Source organism: Mycolicibacterium sp. ND9-15, assembly GCF_035918395.1.
Classification (GTDB): Bacteria; Actinomycetota; Actinomycetes; order Mycobacteriales; family Mycobacteriaceae; genus Mycobacterium.
This window is the reverse complement of sequence record NZ_CP142362.1, coordinates 976,847-999,315: the sequence shown is the minus strand read 5'-3', so window position 1 is coordinate 999,315 and position 22,469 is coordinate 976,847. Positions and strand designations below refer to the sequence as shown.

At 66.5% G+C, this 22,469-nt stretch carries 21 protein-coding genes and 1 other RNA gene; 15 read left to right on the top strand and 7 right to left on the bottom strand.

Features of this window, described 5'->3' with window-relative positions:
* The first annotated feature begins 1 nt into the window (after nucleotide 1).
* From smpB to ssrA, 5 genes are all read left to right on the top strand, one after another.
* Nucleotides 2–496: an SsrA-binding protein SmpB gene (smpB, locus tag QGN32_RS04890; RefSeq protein ID WP_326547520.1), complete on the top strand. Its 495-nt coding sequence runs from the start codon at nucleotides 2–4 to the stop codon at nucleotides 494–496.
* Complete coding sequence (locus QGN32_RS04885) at nucleotides 493–1,338, top strand: EamA family transporter (RefSeq protein WP_500862310.1); 846 nt, start codon at nucleotides 493–495, stop codon at nucleotides 1,336–1,338. The genes smpB and QGN32_RS04885 overlap by 4 nt, the downstream gene beginning before the upstream one ends.
* A gap of 99 nt (nucleotides 1,339–1,437) precedes the next feature.
* Nucleotides 1,438–2,421: an alpha/beta hydrolase gene (locus QGN32_RS04880; RefSeq protein WP_326547519.1), complete on the top strand. Its 984-nt coding sequence runs from the start codon at nucleotides 1,438–1,440 to the stop codon at nucleotides 2,419–2,421.
* A 1-nt stretch (nucleotide 2,422) separates the two neighbouring features.
* Nucleotides 2,423–3,259 carry a maleylpyruvate isomerase family mycothiol-dependent enzyme gene (locus tag QGN32_RS04875; protein WP_326547518.1) on the top strand — a complete coding sequence of 279 codons (837 nt, stop codon included), beginning with the start codon at nucleotides 2,423–2,425 and terminating at the stop codon, nucleotides 3,257–3,259.
* 200 nt (nucleotides 3,260–3,459) lie between these two features.
* Nucleotides 3,460–3,828: a transfer-messenger RNA gene (ssrA, locus tag QGN32_RS04870) on the top strand.
* Between the two features lie 154 nt (nucleotides 3,829–3,982).
* Here the strand turns inward: ssrA and QGN32_RS04865 are convergent.
* Entirely contained in the window at nucleotides 3,983–4,438 is a 456-nt protein-coding gene (locus QGN32_RS04865) for an MPT63 family protein (RefSeq protein ID WP_326547517.1), read from the bottom strand.
* A 381-nt stretch (nucleotides 4,439–4,819) separates the two neighbouring features.
* Here QGN32_RS04865 and cysK point away from each other — a divergent pair, with 381 nt between their 5' ends.
* The 4 genes from cysK to QGN32_RS04840 all read left to right on the top strand — a co-directional run bounded on the left by cysK (nucleotide 4,820) and on the right by QGN32_RS04840 (nucleotide 7,271).
* Nucleotides 4,820–5,755 carry a cysteine synthase A gene (cysK, locus tag QGN32_RS04855; protein ID WP_326547516.1) on the top strand — a complete coding sequence of 312 codons (936 nt, stop codon included), beginning with the start codon at nucleotides 4,820–4,822 and terminating at the stop codon, nucleotides 5,753–5,755.
* A 4-nt stretch (nucleotides 5,756–5,759) separates the two neighbouring features.
* The gene (gene epsC / locus QGN32_RS04850) at nucleotides 5,760–6,344 is read left to right on the top strand and encodes a serine O-acetyltransferase EpsC (protein ID WP_326547515.1); all 585 of its coding nucleotides are present in this window, start codon (nucleotides 5,760–5,762) and stop codon (nucleotides 6,342–6,344) included.
* 68 nt (nucleotides 6,345–6,412) lie between these two features.
* Nucleotides 6,413–6,916 (top strand): DUF2505 domain-containing protein, encoded by a 504-nt coding sequence (locus QGN32_RS04845; protein WP_326547514.1) that lies wholly within the window; start codon nucleotides 6,413–6,415, stop codon nucleotides 6,914–6,916.
* Between the two features lie 103 nt (nucleotides 6,917–7,019).
* Entirely contained in the window at nucleotides 7,020–7,271 is a 252-nt protein-coding gene (locus tag QGN32_RS04840; RefSeq protein WP_326547513.1) for a hypothetical protein, read from the top strand.
* A gap of 28 nt (nucleotides 7,272–7,299) precedes the next feature.
* Here QGN32_RS04840 and ponA2 read toward each other — a convergent pair whose 3' ends face one another.
* Nucleotides 7,300–9,780: a transglycosylase/D,D-transpeptidase PonA2 gene (gene ponA2 / locus QGN32_RS04835; protein WP_326547512.1), complete on the bottom strand. Its 2,481-nt coding sequence runs from the start codon at nucleotides 9,778–9,780 to the stop codon at nucleotides 7,300–7,302.
* A 27-nt stretch (nucleotides 9,781–9,807) separates the two neighbouring features.
* Complete coding sequence (locus tag QGN32_RS04830; RefSeq protein WP_326547511.1) at nucleotides 9,808–10,656, bottom strand: DUF1906 domain-containing protein; 849 nt, start codon at nucleotides 10,654–10,656, stop codon at nucleotides 9,808–9,810.
* A 185-nt stretch (nucleotides 10,657–10,841) separates the two neighbouring features.
* Between QGN32_RS04830 and QGN32_RS04825 the strand changes: the two genes are divergently transcribed.
* Nucleotides 10,842–12,359: a serine hydrolase domain-containing protein gene (locus tag QGN32_RS04825; protein ID WP_326547510.1), complete on the top strand. Its 1,518-nt coding sequence runs from the start codon at nucleotides 10,842–10,844 to the stop codon at nucleotides 12,357–12,359.
* 21 nt (nucleotides 12,360–12,380) lie between these two features.
* Nucleotides 12,381–13,118, top strand: a complete 738-nt coding sequence (locus QGN32_RS04820) for a YwaF family protein (protein WP_442791822.1) — start codon at nucleotides 12,381–12,383, stop codon at nucleotides 13,116–13,118.
* A 500-nt stretch (nucleotides 13,119–13,618) separates the two neighbouring features.
* On the opposite strand, the gene QGN32_RS04815 is transcribed toward QGN32_RS04820, so the two are convergent.
* On the bottom strand, nucleotides 13,619–14,383 hold the full coding sequence (locus tag QGN32_RS04815) for an SDR family NAD(P)-dependent oxidoreductase (protein WP_326547509.1): 765 nt from the start codon (nucleotides 14,381–14,383) through the stop codon (nucleotides 13,619–13,621).
* 187 nt (nucleotides 14,384–14,570) lie between these two features.
* Here QGN32_RS04815 and QGN32_RS04810 point away from each other — a divergent pair, with 187 nt between their 5' ends.
* Together QGN32_RS04810 and QGN32_RS04805 are read left to right on the top strand one after the other, a co-directional pair.
* The gene (locus QGN32_RS04810; RefSeq protein WP_326547508.1) at nucleotides 14,571–15,800 is read left to right on the top strand and encodes a TerC family protein; all 1,230 of its coding nucleotides are present in this window, start codon (nucleotides 14,571–14,573) and stop codon (nucleotides 15,798–15,800) included.
* 105 nt (nucleotides 15,801–15,905) lie between these two features.
* Nucleotides 15,906–16,760 carry an SDR family oxidoreductase gene (locus tag QGN32_RS04805; protein ID WP_326547507.1) on the top strand — a complete coding sequence of 285 codons (855 nt, stop codon included), beginning with the start codon at nucleotides 15,906–15,908 and terminating at the stop codon, nucleotides 16,758–16,760.
* A gap of 8 nt (nucleotides 16,761–16,768) precedes the next feature.
* On the opposite strand, the gene QGN32_RS04800 is transcribed toward QGN32_RS04805, so the two are convergent.
* Genes QGN32_RS04800 through QGN32_RS04790 form a run of 3 tightly spaced genes read right to left on the bottom strand, consistent with a single transcriptional unit; the run spans nucleotide 16,769 to nucleotide 19,111 of the window.
* The gene (locus QGN32_RS04800) at nucleotides 16,769–17,614 is read right to left on the bottom strand and encodes a mycofactocin-coupled SDR family oxidoreductase (protein WP_326547506.1); all 846 of its coding nucleotides are present in this window, start codon (nucleotides 17,612–17,614) and stop codon (nucleotides 16,769–16,771) included.
* A 52-nt stretch (nucleotides 17,615–17,666) separates the two neighbouring features.
* Nucleotides 17,667–18,542 (bottom strand): alpha/beta fold hydrolase, encoded by an 876-nt coding sequence (locus tag QGN32_RS04795; protein ID WP_326547505.1) that lies wholly within the window; start codon nucleotides 18,540–18,542, stop codon nucleotides 17,667–17,669.
* Nucleotides 18,539–19,111 (bottom strand): TetR/AcrR family transcriptional regulator, encoded by a 573-nt coding sequence (locus QGN32_RS04790; protein ID WP_326547504.1) that lies wholly within the window; start codon nucleotides 19,109–19,111, stop codon nucleotides 18,539–18,541. The genes QGN32_RS04795 and QGN32_RS04790 overlap by 4 nt, the downstream gene beginning before the upstream one ends.
* 122 nt (nucleotides 19,112–19,233) lie before the next feature.
* Between QGN32_RS04790 and QGN32_RS04785 the strand changes: the two genes are divergently transcribed.
* Nucleotides 19,234–20,241 (top strand): NAD-dependent epimerase/dehydratase family protein, encoded by a 1,008-nt coding sequence (locus QGN32_RS04785; RefSeq protein ID WP_326547503.1) that lies wholly within the window; start codon nucleotides 19,234–19,236, stop codon nucleotides 20,239–20,241.
* A complete protein-coding gene (locus QGN32_RS04780) occupies nucleotides 20,238–22,451 on the top strand; it encodes an acyl-CoA dehydrogenase family protein (RefSeq protein WP_326547502.1) in 2,214 nt (737 codons plus the stop codon). The genes QGN32_RS04785 and QGN32_RS04780 overlap by 4 nt, the downstream gene beginning before the upstream one ends.
* Nucleotides 22,452–22,469: the final 18 nt, after the last annotated feature.

Sequence of the window (22,469 nt, the reverse complement as noted above, 5' to 3'; positions counted from 1 at the left end):
GGTGGCCAAGAAGGCGGACCCCGCACGGTCCAGAAACAACAGGATCGTCGCGTCGAATCGCAAGGCCCGGCACAACTATTCGATCTTGGAGACCTTCGAGGCGGGCATCCAGCTGGTCGGCACCGAGGTGAAGAGCCTGCGTGACGGGCAGGCGTCGCTGGCCGACGCGTTCGCCACGGTCGACGACGGTGAGGTGTGGCTGCGCAACGTCCACATCCCCGAGTATCACCACGGCAGCTGGACGAACCACGCGCCGCGGCGCAACCGGAAACTGCTGCTGCACCGCAGGCAGATCGATCAGCTGATCGGCCGGATCCGGGACGGCAACCTCACCCTGGTGCCGCTGTCGCTCTACTTCTCCGACGGCAAGGTGAAGGTGGAACTGGCGCTGGCCCGCGGTAAAGAGGCCCGCGACAAACGCCAGGACTTGGCACGCCGCGATGCGCAACGGGAGATCACCCGCGAGTTGGGCCGCCGCGCCAAGGGCATGACCTGATCGGAGTGGCGCTGGCGCTGGCGTCGGCGCTGGGTTACGGGATCAGTGATTTCGTGGGCGGGTTGGCCTCCCGCCGGGTGGCCGCGCTGCGGGTGGTGCTGGTCTCGTATCCGATCGCGATGGTGTTGCTCGCGGTGGTGGCCGCGGTGGTCGGCGGCGACGTGTCGCAGGGCGCGGTTCTCTGGGGCGTGTTGTGCGGGGTGTCGCAGGCGTTCGGGGTGTGGTGGTTCTACGCCGCGCTGGGTTCAGGGCCGATCTCGGTGGTGTCGCCGTTGACCGCGATCCTGGTCGCGGGCATTCCGGTCGGTGTCGGCTTGGCGTTGGGGGAGCGGCCCGGCCTGGTCGCCGGGATCGGCGTCGTGCTGGCGTTGATCGCGGTGGTGCTGGTCAGCCGCGATGCCACCGACGAGGACGTGACCACGCACAGGTTCACCGCGACGGTGGCGTGGCTGACGGTCGGCTCCGGCGTCGCCTTCGGGTTGAACTTCGTGCTGATCGACCAGGCGCCGGTGGAGGCGCGACTGTGGCCGCTGGTGTTCGCCCGCGCGTCGGCGACGGCTCTGGTGATCGTCATCGCGCTGTTGAGCTGCAATCTGCGGCCGCCATCCGGCACGCCGCTGAAGCTGGCGGTGCTGGCGGCATTCCTCGACGTCGGCGCGAACATCGCGATGTTGCTGGCGCTGCAGGCGTCGTTGCTGTCGCTCGCCGGCGTGCTGATGTCGCTGTACCCGGCGGCGACGGTGCTGCTGGCGATCGTGGTGCTGCGCGAGCGGGTGTCACGCGGGCAGGCACTCGGAATGGCGCTGGCGCTGGCCGCCGTAGCGATGATCGCGGCGGGCTGACTCCCACCCGCCGCCAGCGACCGCGTCTGCACATCGACACGCCGCGATCGCGCGTACAAATGCGGTCGCTCGCGAACTGAACATGGCTAGCATCACGGGGTGCTCAAACTGAAGAGTGGAATCGTCGTCGCCGCAATCACCTTGATGGTCTCGGGGCTGACGCTGACGGCCGCGCCGGCAAGCGCACAACCCGACACCGCCCCCGGCGGTGCACACATCACCGGCGTCGAACAGGTCACCGATCGCTGGCAGAAGATCTCGGTCTTCTCCCCGTCGATGGACAAAATCATCGTCAACGACGTGTTCCGCGCGCCGGACGGCGTGCAGGCGCCGATCTTCTATCTGCTCAACGGCGCCGACGGCGGCGTCGACGACAAGGGCTGGTTCGGCCTGACCAACATCCCGGAGTTCTTCGGCGACAAGCGGGTCAACGTGGTGTCGCCGATCGGCGGGCGGTCGAGCTTTTACACCGACTGGATCGCCGACGACCCCGCGCTCGGCCGCAACAAATGGCAGACCTACCTGACGCAGGAGCTGCCGCCGCTGATGGATCAGGAGCTGAACAGCAACGGCCTCAACGCGATCGCTAGACTGTCGATGAGCGGCGGCTCGGCGCTCGACCTCGCCATCCAGGCACCCGGCCTGTACAAGGCCGCCGGCTCGTACAGCGGCTGTCCGGCAACGTCGCAGGGCAAGCAGTACACCCAGACGGTGCTGACCGTCTTGGGCGGGGGCGGCAACGCCACCAACATGTGGGGGCCGGAGGGCAGCCCCGAGTGGCGCGCGCACGACCCTTCGCTGAACGCCGGAAAGCTCAACGGCGTAGCGGTGTACGTGGCCGCGTCGGCAGGTGGCGTCGGCGCGGTCGACAACCTTCCTCCGGACTTTCCCACCCCCGCCGGCGGGCTCCTCGTCGAGGGCATCACACTGGACTGCAGCCGCCAGTTCAGGGACGCGGCGCAGGCCGCCAGCGTGCCGATCACGTACATCGAACGGCCCGAAGGAGCTCACACCTGGGGGCTGTTCGACTCGGAGATGAGGGAGTCGTGGAATCTGGTGATCGGACCGGCGTTGGGCGTCTGAGATGACTCGGCTGGTCACTCGCTTGGACAAGACAACAGTGCTCGACGCCTTGTTCGCGCAGTGGGACGCCATCGGCGACGTGGTCGACGGATTGGCCGACGACCAGTGGCAGGCGCCGACCGCGCTGCCCGGATGGTCCGTGCGCGACGTCGTCGCGCACGTGGTCGGGACCGAGTCGATGCTGCAGGGCGTGGGCACGCCGGACGCCGATGTCGACGTCTCGACGCTCGAGCACGTCCGCAACGACATCGGCGTGCTGAACGAGCGGTGGGTGCGCACGCTTCGCGGCCTTCCCGCCGACGAACTGCTGGACACGTACCGGACCATCACCGCGCAGCGGCAACAGACACTGGCTGCGATGCCGGACTCCGATTGGAACGCGATCACCGCGACGCCGGCGGGCCCGGACAGCTACGGCCGCTTCATGCGGGTGCGCGTCTTCGACTGCTGGATGCACGAGCACGACATCCGCGACGCGATGGAGCTACCCGCCGCGAACCCGGCCGGTGCGCCTGCGGAACTCGCGTTGGACGAAATGGCGGCCAGCATGGGCTTCGTGGTCGGCAAGCTGGGTCGGGCGCCCGACGGTTCTCGGGTATCGATCGTGCTGACCGGGCCGTTGGGGAGGACGATCAACGTCGCGGTCGAGGGCCGTGGCGCGGTGGTCGACGACTTCGGTGACGAGGAACCCACGGCGACGATCACCCTCGACGCGTTACTGTTCGCACGTCTGGCCGGTGGGCGTACCGCGTTGGCCCAGCATGCCGACGCCATCGTCTACGGCGGCGACGAGTCGGTTGGGAAGCGAGTCGTCGAGCACCTGAATTACGTGATCTGAGCTTTACCGTGGGACAACCCGGTAGCGATGTTCAGATCGGGCAGGTCGCCGAGTAACTCCGGGTTGTCGACCCTGCGGGAGGCCGCGGCGTACTTGACGTGGCGACCCAGGAAGAAATCGATGGCCTCGCCTGTTACAACTCGCGTAGGATGAAATGTCCTGCCGCAGGCCGGCGGGCACGTTGTTCGATAAGTAAACAGGGGGCTGAACGGTTTCGACTTCGAGCGTCGAATCAAGGGAAGCGTGCCGGTGCAGGCAAGAGACCACCGTAAGCGTCGTTGCAACCAATTAAGCGCCGATTCCAATCAGCGCGACTACGCTCTCGCTGCTTAAGCGACAGCTAGTCTGTCAGCCCGGGAGTTCCCTCGACCCGGTGTCTGGCATCAGCTAGAGGGATCCACCGGTGAGTTCGGTCGCGGGACTCATCGGGACACCAAACAGCGACTGGGATCGTCATCCTGACTTGTTCGCATGATCAGGAGATCCGAGTAGAGGCATAGCGAACTGCGCACGGAGAAGTCTTGAGGGAACGCCGTAGGACCCGGGTTCGATTCCCGGCAGCTCCACTAGAAGGGCCGCAGAGATGCGGCCCTTTTTTGGGCCGAGGAATCAGCAGCGGTGCGGTGAGAGCCTTCCCGTCGTCCGTCAGCGGTTGTGCAGCGTATGCATGCGCGCCTGGTCCGCTGCGAGGGCCCGATCGAGGCCGTCGACTTCCCCCACGCGTCACTCCCAGACGAGGCGATCCTGCACGCCGTCGTTGTACACCACCCGGGTGGGGCTCGCGCCGGTCACGTCGAAGTAAAGGTTGCCTTGGGCCTCTGCCCCTTGGCTCAGGGTGGCCCCCCTCACGGATTCCTCTCCGACGACCTGGTAGAGCACGCGGTAGTTCTGGCCGTCGGCGGAGCGGGCGTTGAAGAACGGGATAACGGGTATGACGGTGCCTTGGACGGCCTTGACGGTGATGTCTGCTTCCCACAGCTCACCTTGGACCGCGAAATCGACGGTGTCATCGCTGGGCTCGAATTCGTCGATGGCGTAGGCGATGGTGACGCCGCCATCGTTAAGTTCTTGAGCCGCGCCGAACTGCGCGACAGTCGGCTCGGCGGACGCGATGCCTGCGCTGCAGACCGCTAGCACTGCTGCAACCGGTGCCATGGCGATTCGTGTGCTCAACTTCATCGTCTTCGCACCTTCCGTGAGTGCCTGACCGGCCAGCCCAACTGCTGGTCGTTGCGCACCGAATATTGCCCGGACCTGATCTCCGAGTCCAGCGAAGTCGCTTCTGTGCCGGTCGCACTCTTTGCCACCAGCGCACCGCCCGTGACTTCCCGGTACTTCGAGGGCTCTTCCGTACTCGAACGCTCGCTGTCAGAGCGAACGAGCAACGCGGTGTATAGCCGCCACCACTGTGCGCAGGCGAGCCTGCGTAGGCTACTAAAGGCCACTGCGCGGCCGTCGTTCGCGTTCTACGACACTTCGACGCGAGACACGTTCCTCCGCACGGCGCGCCGCATCGCCGACGGCGGGACAGATAACGGATAGACCTGAAGGGGACACTCTGTGGGCCAGATCTACGACGACGTCACCGAACTGATCGGACGGACACCGCTCGTGCGGTTGAACAAGCTGACCGGGGGACTCGACGCGCAGGTCCTCGCGAAACTCGAGTTCTACAATCCGGCCAGCAGCGTCAAGGACCGGATCGCGGCGGCGATCATCGATGCCGCCGAGCAGTCGGGCGAGCTGCGGCCCGGCGGCACCATCGTCGAGGCGACGAGTGGGAACACCGGCATCGCGCTGGCGATGATCGGGGCTGCCCGCGGCTACAAGGTCATCCTGACGATGCCCGACACCATGTCCACCGAACGCCGGGTGATGCTACGCGCCTTCGGCGCCGAGATCGTGCTCACCCCGGGCGCGGAAGGTATGGCCGGGGCGGTGGCACGCGCGAAGCAGATCATCGACGACACACACAATGCGGTGGCTGCTGACCAGTTCGCCAACCCCGCCAACCCGGCAATCCATGAGAAGACGACGGCCGAGGAGATCTGGGCGGACACCGACGGCGCGGTCGACATCTTCGTCGCCGGTATCGGCACGGGTGGGACGCTGACCGGGGTCGGTCACATCCTCAAGGCGCGCAAGCCCGGCGTGCAGATCGTCGGTGTCGAGCCGAAGGATTCCCCGATCCTCAACGGCGGCGATCCCGGACCCCACAAAATCCAGGGGCTCGGCCCGAATTTCGTCCCCGAGGTGCTCGATCGCGACGTCTACGACGAGATCATCGACGCGGAGTTCGACGACTCGATCCGGGTGGCCCGCGCGCTGGGAACCGAGGAGGGCATCCTCGGCGGAATCTCGGCGGGGGCCAACGTCTGGGCCGCCCTCGAACTCGCCAAGCGGCCCGAGAACGCGGGAAAGCTCATCGTGGTGATCATCCCCGACTTCGGCGAACGCTATATCTCCACCCCGCTGTTCGAGCACATTCGGGAGTGAGCCGGTGACGTTCCTGTCCAGGTTGCGCGAGGATCTCGAGAACGCGCGCCGCCATGACCCGGCTGCCCGCGGCGATCTCGAGAACCTGATCGTCTACTCCGGCTTGCATGCGATCTGGTCCCATCGCCTGGCCCACCGGCTGTGGGCGCATGACCGGCTGCGGAGCGTCGCGCGGGTACTCGCGCAGCTGACGCGGTTCTTGACCGGCATCGAGATCCATCCGGGTGCGACGATCGGGCGCCGGTTCTTCATCGACCACGGCATGGGCGTGGTGATCGGCGAGACCACCGAGATCGGCGACGACGTCATGCTCTACCACGGCGTGACGCTCGGCGGCCGGTCGATGAACAAGGGCAAGCGGCATCCGACGATCGGTAACCGGGTGACCGTCGGCGCCGGCGCCAAGGTCATCGGACCGGTGGTCGTCGGCGATGACAGTGCGATCGGCGCGAATTCCGTTGTCACGCACGACATCGCTCCAGAGTCGATCGCGACCGGTATTCCCGCGGTCGTTCGCCCGCGCACCGCAAAGCAACGGGAGCCGAACGTGGACCCCACCGAGTACATCGACCCGGCGATGTACATCTGAGCTGGGCAGAGTTCCACTTTCGGGTAGACCGACCTTCGCACCCCAGCAGAAAGCGATAACCTCTCGGCATGGCAAAGTCGTTCGACTGCACCGTCGAATCTTCGATCAGCATCCAACAGATGCACGCCGTGTATTGCGAGCGGGACTATTGGTTGGCGCGGTTGGCGCCTCACAGTGAAACGGTTGAACTCCGGTCATTCGACGTGGACGCAGGCGGCACGGTGCGGGTGACGGTCGTCCAGAACCTGCGAGACGTTGTCTTACCCCCGCCCTTCGGGAAGCTCTATCCCCGGGGTCTTGAACTCGTCCAAAACGAAACGTGGGCCGTGGACCGCGGGGACTCGATGCGTGGAGAATTCCACGTGAAGGCCCACGGGGCCCCAGGCTCCGGGCGCAGCACCATATTGATCGCCCCTGCGCGCGACGGGGAGCGTCTCGATTGCAACGCGACGATCAAGGTCAAAGTCCCGCTCGTCGGCGGCAAACTCGAGAGCCTTTTTGGCCGCCAGATCGTCGAGCAGATCCCTGAGACACTCCGCTCGGTCACGGAGTGGCTCGGTGAGCGGGCCTGACGGCCAATACACCCGAGATATTACGGTTTCCGCAGCACAGATGCCGAGGATCGTGGTTCACTGACCTCCTGGCTGATTCTTGACGGGCGTCAGGGGGAGAACAATGGCCGACCAAAGCGTCGACGGCCCGGAGCAGGACCACGACTCGGAGCTGGCGGTGGAGGCACGCGTCGTCGTCAACCGAGCTACGGACACCGAGGCGCGTGGCGTCATTGTTGAGGACTTCGGCGAAATGACGGCCGTTTCCGTGGACATCGGGTCCAACCATTTCGCCGATCCCGCCCGTCGGTGGGCGGTACGGCTTGACGAGGGCACCCTGTTGTTCGCCGATTCCGACCAACTCTCGCGCGAGTAGACCGCTCAGCGAGGCCCGCCGAAGCCTTTTACGCCGGCGGTGGGGGTGGTGGCGGTAGCGGAGGCGGTGGTGGCGGCGCGGGTCCGAGAATGATCGGCGGCAGTCCCGGAATCTGCACGACCATCGGATCCGGTGGAGGCGGCGGTGGAGCATTCGGCGGTGCGCCAGGCGACGACGGCGGCGGCGGTTCCACCGGACGGGGCGGCGGCGCGGGTGCAATCCCGGTGCTGGTGTTGATCGTGACGATGGAACCGGGGATGGTGCGGCCACTTGGCGTCGTTCCCACCACGGCACCGTAGGAGGCCGTGCTGTTGACCGGGGTCGTCTTCTCGGCGACCTGGAATCCGGCGTCCCGCAGCCGCTGACGGGCCCGGTCGACATTCATGCCGGACACGTCGGGCACCTCGCTACCCGGTGCGCCCTCGACGTAACGCGGATCGGTCGGTGGTAGATGCACCTCACCGAAGTCGTTGGCGATCGGCTTCATCGCCTCGAACCAGATGCGCGCCGGCTCGTTGCCGCCGTACAGGTCACCGCTGTAGCACTTGCGCAGCGGGAACGAGCAGATCCCCGACGGCTCGTTGGAGTCGTCGAAGATGTAGACACTCGCCGCGTACTGATTGGTGAAGCCGACGAAGCCCGAGGACCGGTGCGATTCCGTCGTGCCGGTCTTACCCGACATCGGCAGATCCCATCCCACCGAACCGGCCGCGCCCGCGGCCGTCCCGCCGCCTTTGTCATCCTTGCTCATCGCGTTCGCGAGCGTGTTCGCCAGTCCCGTCGGCACTGCCTGGTCACACTTTTCCGCGGTGAACGTCACCTCGTTGCCGTGGCGGTCGACGATCTTGTCGATGGGGTTGGGCGGGCACCACATGCCGCCAGAGCCCAGGGTCGCCGCCACGTTCGACAGCTCGAGCGCGTTGAGCTGAAACGGCCCCAGCGTGAATGACCCGGCATTCTGTCTTTTGATGTAGTCGGCCAGGCTCTCGTTACTCGTCCGGTCGTAAGCGCGTGCCGTTCCCGGAACCGCGTACGAACGCAGCCCCAACCGAACGGCCATGTCGACCGCGCGGGGCACCCCGACCTGCTGAATCAGCTTGGCGAACGCGGTGTTGGGCGAGGCGGCCAATGCGTCGGTGACGTTCATCGATCCGCGGTAGTTGCCTACGTTTCTCACGCACCAGGTCTCCTTGGGGCAACCGGGCGTATCGCTGCTGCCCAGCCCCCTGGCTTGGAAAAACCCCGGCACGGGCAGCTGAAAGTCGATGCCCATGCCCATCTCCAGCGCCGCGGCCGTGGTGAAGAGCTTGTAGATCGATCCCGCTCCGTCGCCGGCGAGCGAAAACGGTTGCGGTTGGACCGTCTCCCCAGCATCCCGGTTGAGGCCGTACCGACGATTGCTGGCCATCGCCAGAACGCGATGTGAATCTCTGCCCGGCTTAATGACGCTCATCACGCTGGCGATTCCCGGCAGCGTTGGGCTCGCAACCTTGTCGATCGCTTGTTTGACCGAGGATTGGACCCTCGGATCCAGGGTGGTGCGGATCAGGTAGCCGCCGCGGGCGATTTGTTCCTTCCCGATGCCGGCGCGCGCCAGAAAGGCGAGCACGTACTCACAGAAAAAACCGCGGTCGCCGGCGGCGATGCATCCGCCTGGCAACTGGTTGGGCCGCGGCAGCACGCCGAGCGGAGCTGACTTGGCGGAGCGTAGTTCGTCGGCATGCTGAGGGAGGTGTTGAATCATGGTGTCCAACACCAGGTTCCGACGCTGCAATGCACCCTGCGGATTGACGTAGGGGTCGAGCGACGTGGGCGACTGAACCAGCCCTGCCAGCAACGCCGCCTGCTGCCAGTTCAACTGTGATGCGTTGATCCCGAAGTAGGTCTTCGCCGCGTCCTGAACCCCGAAAGCCCCGTTGCCGAATCCGACCAGGTTCAGGTATCTGGTGAGGATCTCGGCTTTGGTGAACGTCCTGTCGAGGGTCAATGCCATCCGCATTTCACGGAGCTTGCGCGCCGGCGTCAGTTCGACCGCAGCCCGCCGCTCGGCGTTCGTCTGAGCGGTCACCAGCAACTGGAAGTTCTTCACGTACTGCTGTTCGATGGTCGAACCGCCCCGGGTGTCGAGGTTGCCCGAGAGGTAGCCGGACAAACCGGTTAGCGTGCCTTGCCAATCCACGCCACTGTGCTCGGCGAACCGCTTGTCCTCGATCGACACGATCGCCAGTTTCATGGTGTTGGCGATCTGATCGCTCGCCACCTCGAACCGGCGCTGGGTGTACAGCCAGGCGATCGGTTTACCTGAAGCGTCGACCATCGTCGTCACCTGGGGAACGTCTTCTTCGACCAGTTGCGCCGATCCGTTGGCGACGACGTCCGAGGCCCGATTCGACAACAATCCGAACCCGCCCGCGATCGGAAACATGAGCGCAGCCAACAGCACGCCCGCCAGAACGCAGCACAAGGCCAGCTTGGTGACCGTCCCCCCGGGCGGGTCGCGCTCCGGCATGTCAGCAGGGTAGTAAATGCGGGCCGACTACGAAGGCTCCCGCGCCGATTCGGCGCGCGATGTTGCGCCTCTGTCGAGGTCCCACTGGCCGAAATCGGGCGCGAGGACCTCGTCCACGTCCACGTGCGTGTCCCCGATGGGTACACCGGCCTCGGACCCGCCGATCACCACGGTTTGATACAGCACTGCCCGTGGCTCCCGCTCACCACCGGACCATGCCTTGGTCTGCCAGGCCCACCAGTGTCCGTCGCTGGTCGAGCGTCCGATGACCTCGTCGCCGATCGCCCACGCACACGCCCTCGAGTGCCCGTAGAGGCCGGTGCGGTCGACGCCCAGCACAGAATTGATCCCTCGGAACCATTCGACGGCAACGTTTCGCCAGGTGTCGAGGTCGATATCCTCGTCGACGCTGAAGAAGATCGGCGCCCCGTCCGGACCGCCCGCCGCGCCGTGCAACCGAAGGGCCGTCCGGGCATCCGCCACGCCGCCGTCGTACCCGCGGGTGTAATCCGATGGCGTCGGCCATCCGGGCTTGCCGTACTGGTAGCAACTGACGACATGCAGGCCCTCGGCGCGCAGCGATTCGGCATACTCGCGGGTCACCGGTTTGAAGTCGAAGTCCGCGCCCGGCCGTAGTTCGGAGACATAGACAAGCGCGCCGTCGAAGCCCGCCGCTTTGAGCTGATCCGCCGGGACCTTTCGGTGAGCGAAATCGACCAGCCTCAGCGGGGCGGCGCGGGCCTGCTGTCCCTGAAGCGTCGCCGCCGCCGCCCCGAGAAGCACGAGCGACGGTGCCGCGACGGCGTACTTGAGAACATCGCGCCGTGAACGAGCGGGCCACCCGCCGCTGCGGAAGGGCGCGGGGGAGTCGGGCACGGCGCGATGGTAACAACAGCAGGCCTGCGCGGATGCCGGTCGGCGGATTCCTCTTGGCCGAAGCGCCTTCCGCCTATGCTGGTGGCCGGCCCGCAGCTGGACGTTGCGGCGTTGCACGCGCACGACGAGGTGGTATGCCAGCAGACCGAACAGCCACGCTCGGCACACGGTCTATGCGGAGGACCATGGCCGTTGCGGCGGTCTTGCTCACACTCGCAGCGGCTCCCGCGTGTGGCCGTGCCGACCATCCGGCGGCCAATCCCGGTCCGCCGGCGCCGCCGCCCGCTGCGGCCCCGGCTCGCACGCCTACCCCCGACCTTCCGGCGGTTTCCCGCCTGATGAACGACGCCGTCGCCGCAAACAGAATGCCCGGCGCCGTGGTCGCGGTCGGGCACGGCGGCGAGATCGTATTTCAGCGGGCATACGGTTCGCGAAGGCTGGCAACCGAACCGGCGTTGGACGGAGCGCCTGCGCCTGCCGAGCCGATGACCGAGGACACGATTTTCGACGTCGCGTCGCTGACGAAACCCCTCGCCACGGCGACAGCGGTCATGCAACTGTACGAGCAGGGCAAGGTCGGGCTCGACGATCCAGTGCAGCGGTATCTGCCGCGCTTCAACAGTGCGGATGACCCGCAGCGCGCCGAGGTGACGGTCCGCATGTTGCTTACGCACACTTCAGGGATAGCGGGGGATATCGACCTCAGAGATCCGTGGGGACTGGCCGGCGCCGACAGCGCTGAAGGCGTCCGTCGTGCGCTCGCTACGCCGCTGCAGTCGGTCCCCGGCGAGGTGTTCCGCTACTCCGACATCAACTTCATCCTGCTCGGGATGCTGATCGAAGAGGTCACCGGCGAGCCGGAAGACGTCTACGTCCAGCGGAAGGTGTTCGCGCCGCTCGGCATGGAAGACACCCGCTACCTTCCGCCCGCCAAAGCGTGCGGCCCGCACAAGACCAGGGGCGCTGCGATCGCATGGGCTTCTGCGTCAGCGCCGCCCGCGTTTCCCGCCTGCCCTGCAGACGCTTGGAGCACCGGCCTTCTGCCGCGGATCGCGCCGACAGCGCGTGACGAGGAAGGCAGAGCCCAGCCCGGCAGCAATCCGGATATCGACTACCTGCTCCGAGGCACGGTTCACGACCCGACGGCCCGCCGCATGGGGGGTGTCGCCGGGCATGCCGGTGTGTTCTCCACGGCGCTCGATATCGGCACCTATGCGCAGGCGCTGCTCGACCGGTTGGCGGGCCGCCCGAGCAAGTTCCCGCTGACGCAGGCGACCTTGCAGCTGATGACCACTCCGCAGCAGCCCGGACATTCGGCACAACAACTCCAAGCGGCCAACGTCGCCGCCCGAGATGCCCTCGTCGCGACGCCGAATTCCTGGCTCGCGCCGGAGTATCCGGCGATTGGGGGACAAGTCCTGCGAGGTCTCGGCTGGGACATCGACTCCGGTCATTCCCGGCCGCGCGGATCGATCTTTCCCGTTGGCAGCTTCGGACATACGGGGTTCACCGGGACCTCCGTGTGGGTGGATCCTGGATCGGACACCTTCGTCATCTTGCTCACCAACGCGATCCATGTGCGTGGTAGTCGGCCGCTCTCGGATCTGCAAGGCGAACTGGCGACGGTGGCGGCCCAGTCACTGGGCCTGTATGGCAGCGCGGTTGCGGACACGACTTCGCCACCGGGCCCTCGGCCGCGCTGAAGTAGCGCTGTGAACAGGGAGGTGCTCGACTTGTTCTACGCACAACGAGAATTCGAGGCGTACGGGCCGTCGCACCTCGTGGTGCTGGCACTCTTCGCGGCGGGCGCCGCACTGTTGATCTGGACCGGTCGCCGGCAGACCGAAGCTCAGGCCCGAGTGTTCTCTCGCGTCTTCGCGCTTCTGCTTCTCGCAGCCTTCTTGGTGGCGCTGGTCTACAAACTGGCCCGGCCAGACCTCCAGACGTCCGTTCCGATCCAGCTGTGTGACATCGCGGAGCTGGTAGCCGCATATGCGCTTTGGTCGCATCGGCATTGGGCCTTCGCGCTGACGTACTACTGGTGCCTGGTGCTCAGCTCGCAGGCGTTGGTCACACCGGACGTCGGCACACCCAGAGAAGGCGCTCCGGATTTTCCACACCATCTGTTCGTCACGTTCTTCGTCCTTCACGTCCTCGCGGTGTGGGCGGCCATCTATCTCACGTGGGGCCGCGGGATGCGTCCGCGATGGCGCAGTTACCGTTTCGCCATCGTCACGACCCTGGTCTGGGCAGCGTCGACGTTCACGTTCAACGCGGTCGTCGGGACCAATTACGGCTACCTGAACAGAAAACCGCCGACCGCGTCCATATTGGACGTCTTCGGGCCTTGGCCGGTGTACCTGCTGGCCGAAGCCGCGGTCGTGGTCGCAGTGTGGGCGCTGATGACCTGGCCGTGGGAGCGGAGGCGAAGAAATGCGACCGAAGGCGCGGGGTTGGCCTGAGTGATGCACACGTGAGAGAAGTTCCCTATTGAAATCGGTTGCGGCTGGGGCGTAACACTCCTAGCGTCCTGCCCAGCGGGGGAGCCGCCTTGGCTGCCGGCGTCGCTGCGACGGCCACGGTGCGAGACGAAGGTTCGCCGCTGCGAGTGCATGGGCGACCGCTTGCCGTAGCACGTTCCGGGTCCCACGCCACCTCGGCAGAGCCGCACCCGCCATGAATCCGCAGAGGACGCCGAGTAGGAAGACGCGCCGTGCGTGTCGCTTGCCCCGCCGCATTGCCGTCGATGTGGCGAATCCACTCGCCGCGCCGACGATGGCGACGACGAACAGCAGAGCAAGCGAATGGGGCGGTCCGAGCGAACCCATAGGCAACCTTCCGGCCCGACGTCTACGTACGCCGCTCGGCCATCAAATCATTCCGTTGCCGCACTGGCGCTCTCGTTCACGGTTCGTGATCAAAGCGAGCGAAAAGCGTTAGCAGGATGACCGCGCACTTGCCGCTACGTGATCGTCACACCGCCATCGACAACGATGGTCTGGCCGGTGACGTATCCGCCGGCGTCGGACGCGAGCCAGATCAACGTGGCCGACAGTTCATACGGCTCACCCACCCGGTTGAACACCACGCGACTGGCCAGTGTGCGGTCCAGGTATCCCGGCGCGTACTCGTCGGTCATCTCCGACTTGAAGAAACCCGGTGCCAGCGCGTTGACACGTATTCCTTTCCGTCCACCCCACTGTTGGGCGAGGTCGCGGGTGAGCCCGACGATCGCCGCCTTGCTCGCGCTGTAGGCGGCCTGGGGCAGTCCCGCGGTGGTCAGACCCAACACACTCGACACGTTGATGATCGAACTGCCGGGCTGCATCACCCGCGCGCCCGCCTGAGCGGCCCAATACGATCCGTTCAGGTTGACGTCGATCACCGTGCGGAACTGCTCGGGAGTCTCCCGGACGGCGGGCACCGCGGTACCCACACCGGCGTTGTTCACCAGGACATCGACACGGCCGAACTTCCGCATCGCGGCATCGACGAGCGCCGCACACTGGTCGGGATCCGCAACATCGGTTTGGACGGTGAGCGCACCCCGGCCGGTGGCTCGGACGAGTTCGGCTGTCGCCTCGAGCTTTTCGGCGCGCCGAGCAGCCAGGACCACATCGGCGCCGGCCTCTGCACACGCCTTGGCGAACGACACTCCGAGACCGGACGATGCGCCGGTGATGACGGCGACTTTGTCGTCGAGTCGGAAGCGGTCCAGGATCGTCATCTGCGGCGTTCCCCAATCTGTCGTGTGATCCGTCAACTCGACCAACCGTAGTGTGCGGGGCGGCCGCGTTGACCACGGCGGGTCGCGAACAGCACACGAAGATTCGGCCCGGCGATTGGAGCTACTACTACAGGCCATCGTCGATGGGAGGGCAAGATGGTCTCAGACGAGGAATAGCGAGCGGCGCATGGATATATCCGGATGGGTGTGGGCGCTGACGGTTGCCGGCATTGCCGGGCTCCTGGCCTTCGACTTCGTCTTCCATGTGCGAAAGGCCCACGTCCCGACCCTGAAGGAGGCGGCGGTCTGGTCGGCGGCGTATGTCGGGATCGCGCTGCTGTTCGGGGTGGGTGTGCTGATCTTCGGCGGGGTTGAACCCGGCTCGGAGTACTTCGCGGGCTACGTCACCGAGAAAGCCCTGTCAGTTGACAATCTCTTCGTCTTCTTGATCATCATCAGCAGCTTCCGGGTGCCGCGCGAGGACCAGCAGAAGGTCCTGCTGTTCGGCATAGTGTTCGCGCTGATCGCACGCACCGGCCTCATCTTCGTCGGAGCCGCGCTGATCAACACCTTTGCCTGGGTCTTTTATGCGTTCGGACTGGTTCTGCTGCTCACCGCGGGCAACATGCTCGCGCCCAAGGGCGGCGACGACTCCCATACGGCCGACAACTTCGTCATTCGCCTGGCCAGGAAGACCTTCCACACCACCGACCACTACGACGGTGACAAACTCTTCACGACGGTGGACGGTAAGCGGGCGATGACGCCGATGCTTCTGGTGATGGTGGCCATCGGCGGCACCGACATTCTCTTCGCGCTCGACTCGATCCCGGCGATCTTCGGTCTGACGCAGAACGTGTACCTCGTCTTCACCGCGACGGCGTTCTCACTGTTGGGTCTGCGGCAGTTGTACTTCCTCATCGACGGCCTGCTCGACCGGCTGATCTACCTGTCCTACGGGTTGGCGGCCATCCTGGGATTCATCGGCGTAAAGCTGATTGTGCATGCGCTGCATGAGAACAACGTGCCGTTCATCAACGACGGGGAACCCGTGAAGGTCGTCGAGATCAGCACCGGCCTCTCGCTCTCCGTGATCATCGGCATCCTCATCGTCACCATCGTCGCATCGTTGTTCAGCCGTAGGGGGGCGGCCCGGACCGCGATCGCCAACGCGCGTCGGCACGCGACGGCCTACCTCGACTCGGAGTACACCCGCAGCGCCGCGGAACGCGAACGTATCTTCAAGGCGCTGCTTCGTGAGCGCGACCAGATCATCTCGCTGGGCCCCAAGTACCGTCGTATGGTCCGTGACGAACCGGCCCTCACAGAACTGCTCGATCGTGCGGCCGCCAAACACAACGAGGCGGTCGAGCGAGGCGAGGCCGAGCCGTTCACCCGAAGGGGGCTCACGTCCTGACCGGGCGCGCCGCGGACCTCTGCGAAGCCGTTGTCTGGTTCACCGTTACGCTGCCCGTCGACGCCGGTGCAATGCAGTGGCCGACACCGACTGGGGGTTCGCGATATGGGCGTATATGTGGTAACCGGATCCGCGTCCGGTATGGGGAGCCAAGCGGCCACGAAGCTGACGGGCCGCGGCCACACGGTCATCTCCGTCGACGTCAAAGAAGGCGACGTCGTAGCCGATCTGTCGACACGCGATGGGCGACAGGCGGCGGCCGATGCGGTGCTGGAGACGGCATCGAACCGACTTGACGGCGCCGTGCTGGCCGCCGGGATCGGGCCGACGCCCGGCAAAGACAGCGTGCGGCGGATCCTCGAGGTCAACTATCACGGTGTGGTGGACCTGCTGCAGAAGTGGCGACCGGCCTTGGCTGCCGCGGATCGGGCGAAAGTCGTAGTGATCGGGAGCAATTCGACGACCACCACACCGGCGGTGCCGCGGCGCACGGTTCGTGCGCTGCTAGCCGGCGACACCGACAAGGCGGTGCGCTCGCTGCGGTTCCTCGGTCCGGCCGCGCCGTCGTTGGGATACGCCGCCTCCAAGATCGCGGTATCGCACTGGGTGCGGCGCAGCGCGGTGACACTGCAATGGGCGGGTGAGGGCATCCGACTGAACGCTCTCGCACCGGGCGCGATCATGACGCCCCTGTTGGAGAAGCAACTGTCGACACCGAACCAGGCCAAGGCCGTCAACGCATTCCCGGTGCCCATCGGAGGATTCGGAGACGCCGCTCAACTCGCCGACTGGATGCTGTTCATGCTGTCGGACTCCGCGGATTTCCTCTGCGGCAGTGTCATTTTCGTCGACGGCGGCTCCGACGCATACTTCCGCGCGCAGGACTGGCCGAAGAGCCTGCCCGCTCGACGGCTGCCGTCGTACCTGTGGCGCTTCGGCAGGTTCAACGCCTCCAGGTGAGGCAGCGGTCAGAATTTCGCGACGGCACCGGCGTCGACGGGCAGCGCCGCCCCGGTGATGTACTGCGCCTCGTCGGAGGCCAGAAACAACACGGCGTTGCTCACGGCGCGTGCTTCGATCACCGGCTTCGGCAACAGATGGAAGTGTCCGATGACCTGGGTGGCGTCGTCCATTGTCGGATCGCGCAGGTCCGGTCGTACGGTGCGACGGAAGTGGTCGTTGTCGATCATCGGCGTCAGGATGTTGCCGGGATGTATCGAGTTGACCCGGATCCATTGTGGTGCAAGCTCGTTCGCCAGCGAGTTCATCAAGCCGACCACGGCGTGTTTGGCGGACGCATAGTGGGCCATGTAGCCGCCGCCGCGGAGCCCCAGCATCGAACTGACCAGGATGATCGATCCGCCGCCGTTGGTCATGTGCGGTAGGGCGGCTGTCACGGTATTCCAAACGCCGGTCACGTTGATGTCGAACATCGTCTGCCACGCGGACTGCTCGATCATCGCGGCAGGGGCGGGATTCGCGCTGATGCCGGCATTGGCCACCACGATGTCGACCGGGCCGAGTTCGGTCACGCCACGATCGAGGGCCGCACGGAGGCTTGCCAGGTCGCGCACGTCGGCCTTGGCGGTCACGATGCGACGGCCCGACTTCTCGACGAGGGCCGCCGTGTCGGCCAGGTCCGCCTCGGTGGGGCCCGGATATCCGGCGGCGTCGATGTCGCTGCACACGTCGACCGCGATGATGTCGGCGCCCTCTTCGGCGAGCCGGACCGCGTGTTCGCGGCCCTGACCGCGCGCTGCGCCGGTGATGAAGGCGACCTTGCCGGCAACTCTGCCTACCTTGTTCTCTGTCATTGCGGCCTTTCGCCTGACGATGGGGGAGCGCAGACAGCGCACACGGTAGCGCTCATCGGTTTTCGGTGTGCTCGATGACGAATTTGACCACGGCCGCGGCGAAGACGTCGTTGCGATCGCCGGCGACCATGTGCCCGGCACCGCCGACGTCGACGAACTCGATCTCGGGGAACCGACCGAGAAACCGCTCGGCACGCTCTTCGGTGACGAGGTCGCTCATCTGCCCCCGCACGAGGAGCACCGGTACGCCGGTCCGCAGGATCGACGCCACCGCCGCGTTCATCCGCTCCACGTCGGTCACCTCGACGGGCGGGGATGCCGCCGTCCCGTCGACGAACTTCGGGTCCCAATGCCAATACCAGCGGCCGTCGCGCTCGCGGAGATTGGTCCGCAGCCCGTCGAGATCGCTTGGTCTGCGGCGGTGCGGGTTGTACTCGGAGATCATGTCGGCGACTTCGTCGAGCGACTCGAACCCCGACCGCATGCGGTCGACCATGAAGTCGTGGATGCGTGATGCGCCGGACGGGTCCATGTCCGGCACGATGTCGACGAGCACGACGGCGCGTACGGTGCCGGGCGCCAGTTCACCGGCCAGCAGCATCGTCGTGAACCCGCCGAGAGAGGCGCCGACGATGACGGGCTGTGGTGGCAGCTCACGGAGCACTTCGAGAACGTCACCGGCGAAGCTGGTGACGCGGTAGTCGCCGTCAGGTGACCAATCCGACTCGCCGTGGCCGCGCAGGTCCACCGTGACGGCCTGCCATCCGCGTTCGGCGACCGCCACCGCCGCCCGGCCCCACGATCGCCGGGTCTGCCCGCCGCCGTGCAGGAACACCACCGCCGGTGCGGTCGGATCACCGATGCGATCGGCGACAACCGTCACGCCGCCGGCGCCGAATACCCGAAATACATTGGGCGGGCGAGTCATCGGCAGGCTCCGGCGATGACGGTACGGGTGATCGACTCCGCCCGGCTCCGGCGGAACGAGCGTCCCTCGTTGAGGATCGCGTAGACGATACCGCCGACGATGGCGTCGGCCGCAGCTTGCGACGTGGCGGAGTCCAGGCCGTCGGCCGACAGTCGCGTCTTGACACTGCCGTGCAGCGGCGCGCTGAGTCCCGCATGCATCCGCGCCTTGGTTTCGTCGTGCTCCAACCCCGCGACGGTGAGGATGCGCAGCATGGCGTTGCCCCGTTCGGTGGTGAGCGTCGCCGCGAGGTTGACCGCCCAACGGCTCAGATCGGCTACGAGGTCGTCGGTGTGGGCGACTGGTCGCAGAATCTTGTCGGCGTCTTCGAGCAGCACGTCGGCGACGAGCGCGGGACGACTGGGCCACCAGCGGTAGATCGTCTGCTTGCCGACGCCGGCGCGTGCCGCGACGGCTTCGATGCTGAGCCCGTCGAATCCGCGCTCCAGCAGCAGTTCCTTGGTGGCCGTGACGATCGCCGACCGGGACTTCTCGCTACGACGACGAGGGGTGCTCGTCTCGGTGACCATGAGTTGACTCCGCATCTGACGGTGGGCCGTCTTTACAGATCGTGACACTGCGCCATACTCTTGGCAAGACGAGACGTTGCGTCTCGTAGCAGATGAGAGGGAACCAGATTGGCCGACCACCGGTGACGCCCACGAAACTCGTCATCGGCGCCAGCGGATTCCTTGGGTCGCACGTCACCAAGCAGTTGGTCGCTCGCGGCGACGACGTGCGGGTGCTGATCCGCCCGACCAGTTCCACCCGCGGCATCGACGGGCTGCCCGTCGACGTCCGGCGCGGCGACATCTTCGACCCGGGCAGCGTGCGCTCCGCGATGAGCGGATGCGACGTCGTGTACTACTGCGTCGTCGACGCCCGCGCGTGGCTGCTGGACCCGGCACCGATGTGGCGCACCAACGTCGACGGCCTGCGCGCTGTGCTCGACGTCGCGGTCGAGGCTGACCTGCACCGCTTCGTGTTCACCAGTTCGATCGCCACGATCGGACGGCGTACCGACGGCCTCGCCGACGAAACCACGGCGCATAACTGGCTCGACATCGGCGGCGACTACGTCCGCAGTCGCGTCGAGGCCGAGCAGATGGTGCTGCGTTACAGCTACGAGCAGGGGCTGCCGGCGGTCGCGATGTGCGTCTCGAACACGTACGGGCCGGGGGACTGGTTGCCGACCCCGCACGGCGCGCTGCTCGCTGCGGCCGTGCACGGAAGGATGCCCTTCTACATCGACGGGTACGAGGCCGAGACGGTGGGAATCGAGGACGCCGCACAGGCGATGATCCTGGCCGCCGAGCACGGCAGGATCGGCGAGCGGTACATCGTCTCCGAGCGGTGGATGAGCTCGCGCGAGATCTTCGAAGCCGGCTGTCGTGCAGTGGGAGTCGAACCTCCGCGGTATCGCGTGCCGATCGCGGTGATGGCCGCCGCGAGCTACCCGAGCAGCTGGATCGCCCGGCTCCGTGGTCACGACACAAAGCTGACGCCGCTGAACATTCTCCTGATGCACGTCATGACCCCGCTGGACCACTCGAAAGCGGTCCGCGAGTTGGGCTGGAATCCCTCACCCACCCCCGAGGCGATCGTTGCCGCGGCCCAGTTCTACCGCGAATCGCGCCTGACCGGCAGGGGATCCCGTTGACCCTGGCCCTCACTCCCGAACAGCGCGAACTCAGCGAGTCGATCGGCCGGTTCGCCGCACGACGCGCTCCGATAGCCGCCACCCGCGAGGCCTTCGAATCGATTGCGCAAGGCCGCCTTCCGTCATGGTGGGAGGAGTTCGTGGCCAACGGCTTTCACGCCGTGCACCTGCCGGAGAACTACGGCGGTCAGGGCGGGGATCTGCTCGACGCCGCCTGTGTGCTCGAGGCGGCGGGCAAGGCGTCACTGCCGGGTCCGCTGCTGCCCACGGTGGCGACGGGCGCGGTCGCGCTACTCGCCGAACCAGCCCGGCCCGCCGAAGCGCTGCTGACCCGTCTCGCCGAGGGCACGCCCGCCGCGCTCGTGTTGCCACGCAACTCCGCCTTCACCGCCCGCCCCGACGGGGAGCAGTGGACGATCACCGGCGACTCGGGCCTGACAGCGGGGATCTGCGCAGCAGCAACCGTTTTGGTGTGTGCAGCCACGGATGCCGAAGCCGATATCTGGGTCGTCGTCGACAGGACGCACCCAGCCGCCGTCGTCGAATCCGTGGCCGGCACCGATCTGTTGACCGATCTCGGTACGATGCGTCTCGCGGGATACCCGGTCGAGAAGGCCGATGTTCTCATCGGTATCGATGCCGACCGGGCCGAATACCTCGACACCGCGCTGACGGCGAGTGTGGCCGCGGGCATCGCACAGTGGTGCGTGCAAGCCGCGACCGCGCACCTGCGCACGCGCGAGCAGTTCGGCAAGCTCATCGGCACGTTCCAGGCACTACAGCACAGCGCTGCGATGCTGCTGGTCGACAGTGAGTTGGCAAGTGCGGCAACGTGGGACGCCCTGCGGGCGGCCGGTGAACCGGTCGAACAGCAGCGAGTGGCTGCGGCCGGCGCGGCATTGATGGCGATCGCGCCGTGCCCGGACCTCGCGCTGGACACGCTGACCATGTTCGGGGCCATCGGCTTCACCTGGGAACACGACCTGCACCTGTACTGGCGGCGCGCGACCAGCCTGGCCGCGTCGGTCGGGTCCCCAAGCCGGTGGGCCAGGCGGCTCGGCGAGGTGACCGCCACACAGGAGCGGGACTTCTCTGTCGACCTCGGCGACGCCGAAGCGGAGTTCCGGGCCCGCGTGGCCGAGACGCTCGACGCAGCCGCCGCGCTGCGCAACGACGGGCCCGGCCGCCAGGGCGACTACGAGCACTTCGCGACCGGACCGCAGCGGACCGCGATCGCCGAGGCGGGGCTGATCGCACCACACTGGCCGCCGCCCTGGGGGATCGACGCCAGCCCGCTGCAACAGCTCATCATCGACGAGGAGTTCGGCAAGCGATCCGCGGTGGTGCGGCCGTCCCTGGGGATCGCCGAGTGGATTCTGCCGTCGCTGATCAAGGCAGGCTCAAAAGAGCTGCAGGACCGCCTCATTCAGGCTACTCAGCGCGGGGAGCTCGCGTGGTGCCAGCTGTTCAGCGAGCCGGGCGCGGGTTCGGATCTGGCCGCGCTGGCGACGCGGGCGACCAAGGTCGACGGCGGGTGGCGCATCCACGGACACAAGATCTGGACGTCGTCGGCACACCGGGCGGACTTCGGGGCACTGTTGGCCCGCACCGATCCAACCGCCGCCAAGCACCGCGGGATCGGATACTTCATCGTGGACATGCGCTCCGACGGCATCGACGTGCAGCCGATCAAGCAGGCGAGCGGCGAGCAGGAGTTCAACGAGGTCTTCCTGGACGACGTCTTCGTTCCCGACGAGATGCTGCTCGGCGAACCGACCGGGGGATGGGCGCTGGCGATCGCCACGATGGCCGAAGAGCGTTCGGCCATCAGCGGATACGTCCAGTACGACCGTGCGGCACCACTGCGCCGGCTCGCCGCTGGTGACGAGCGCGACGATATCCTGCGCGCGCTCGGCGAACTCGACGCGTACGCCAACGCGATCAAGGCGCTGGGGGTGCGCGAGACGATCCGATTGCTCGGCGGGCAGGCATCGGGACCGGCCTCCAGCATCGCCAAGGTCGCGATGAATGAGCTGCTGCGGCGGACGTTCCCGGTCACGCTGGCGTCGGTGGGCCGGTCGGCGATGGCTGCCGAGTCCGACGTCGTGCAGCCGTACCTGCGGGTGCCCGCGGAACTGATCGGGGGCGGCACCAAGGAGATTCAGCTCAACATCATCGCCCAGATGATCCTCGGGCTGCCCCGCAAGTAGCGAATCAAAGGACACCAG

Bases quoted from the DNA above. Each gene is read 5' to 3' on its own strand.
- QGN32_RS04875 (WP_326547518.1), top strand. From the start codon at position 2,423: ATGACTCGGCTGGTCACTCGCTTGGACAAGACAACAGTGCTCGACGCC.
- QGN32_RS04865 (WP_326547517.1), bottom strand. From the start codon at position 4,438: ATGAAGTTGAGCACACGAATCGCCATGGCACCGGTTGCAGCAGTGCTA.
- QGN32_RS04845 (WP_326547514.1), top strand. From the start codon at position 6,413: ATGGCAAAGTCGTTCGACTGCACCGTCGAATCTTCGATCAGCATCCAA.
- QGN32_RS04840 (WP_326547513.1), top strand. From the start codon at position 7,020: ATGGCCGACCAAAGCGTCGACGGCCCGGAGCAGGACCACGACTCGGAG.
- ponA2 (WP_326547512.1), bottom strand. From the start codon at position 9,780: ATGCCGGAGCGCGACCCGCCCGGGGGGACGGTCACCAAGCTGGCCTTG.
- QGN32_RS04825 (WP_326547510.1), top strand. From the start codon at position 10,842: ATGGCCGTTGCGGCGGTCTTGCTCACACTCGCAGCGGCTCCCGCGTGT.
- QGN32_RS04815 (WP_326547509.1), bottom strand. From the start codon at position 14,383: ATGACGATCCTGGACCGCTTCCGACTCGACGACAAAGTCGCCGTCATC.
- QGN32_RS04810 (WP_326547508.1), top strand. From the start codon at position 14,571: ATGGATATATCCGGATGGGTGTGGGCGCTGACGGTTGCCGGCATTGCC.
- QGN32_RS04805 (WP_326547507.1), top strand. From the start codon at position 15,906: ATGGGCGTATATGTGGTAACCGGATCCGCGTCCGGTATGGGGAGCCAA.
- QGN32_RS04800 (WP_326547506.1), bottom strand. From the start codon at position 17,614: ATGACAGAGAACAAGGTAGGCAGAGTTGCCGGCAAGGTCGCCTTCATC.
- QGN32_RS04795 (WP_326547505.1), bottom strand. From the start codon at position 18,542: ATGACTCGCCCGCCCAATGTATTTCGGGTATTCGGCGCCGGCGGCGTG.
- QGN32_RS04790 (WP_326547504.1), bottom strand. From the start codon at position 19,111: ATGGTCACCGAGACGAGCACCCCTCGTCGTCGTAGCGAGAAGTCCCGG.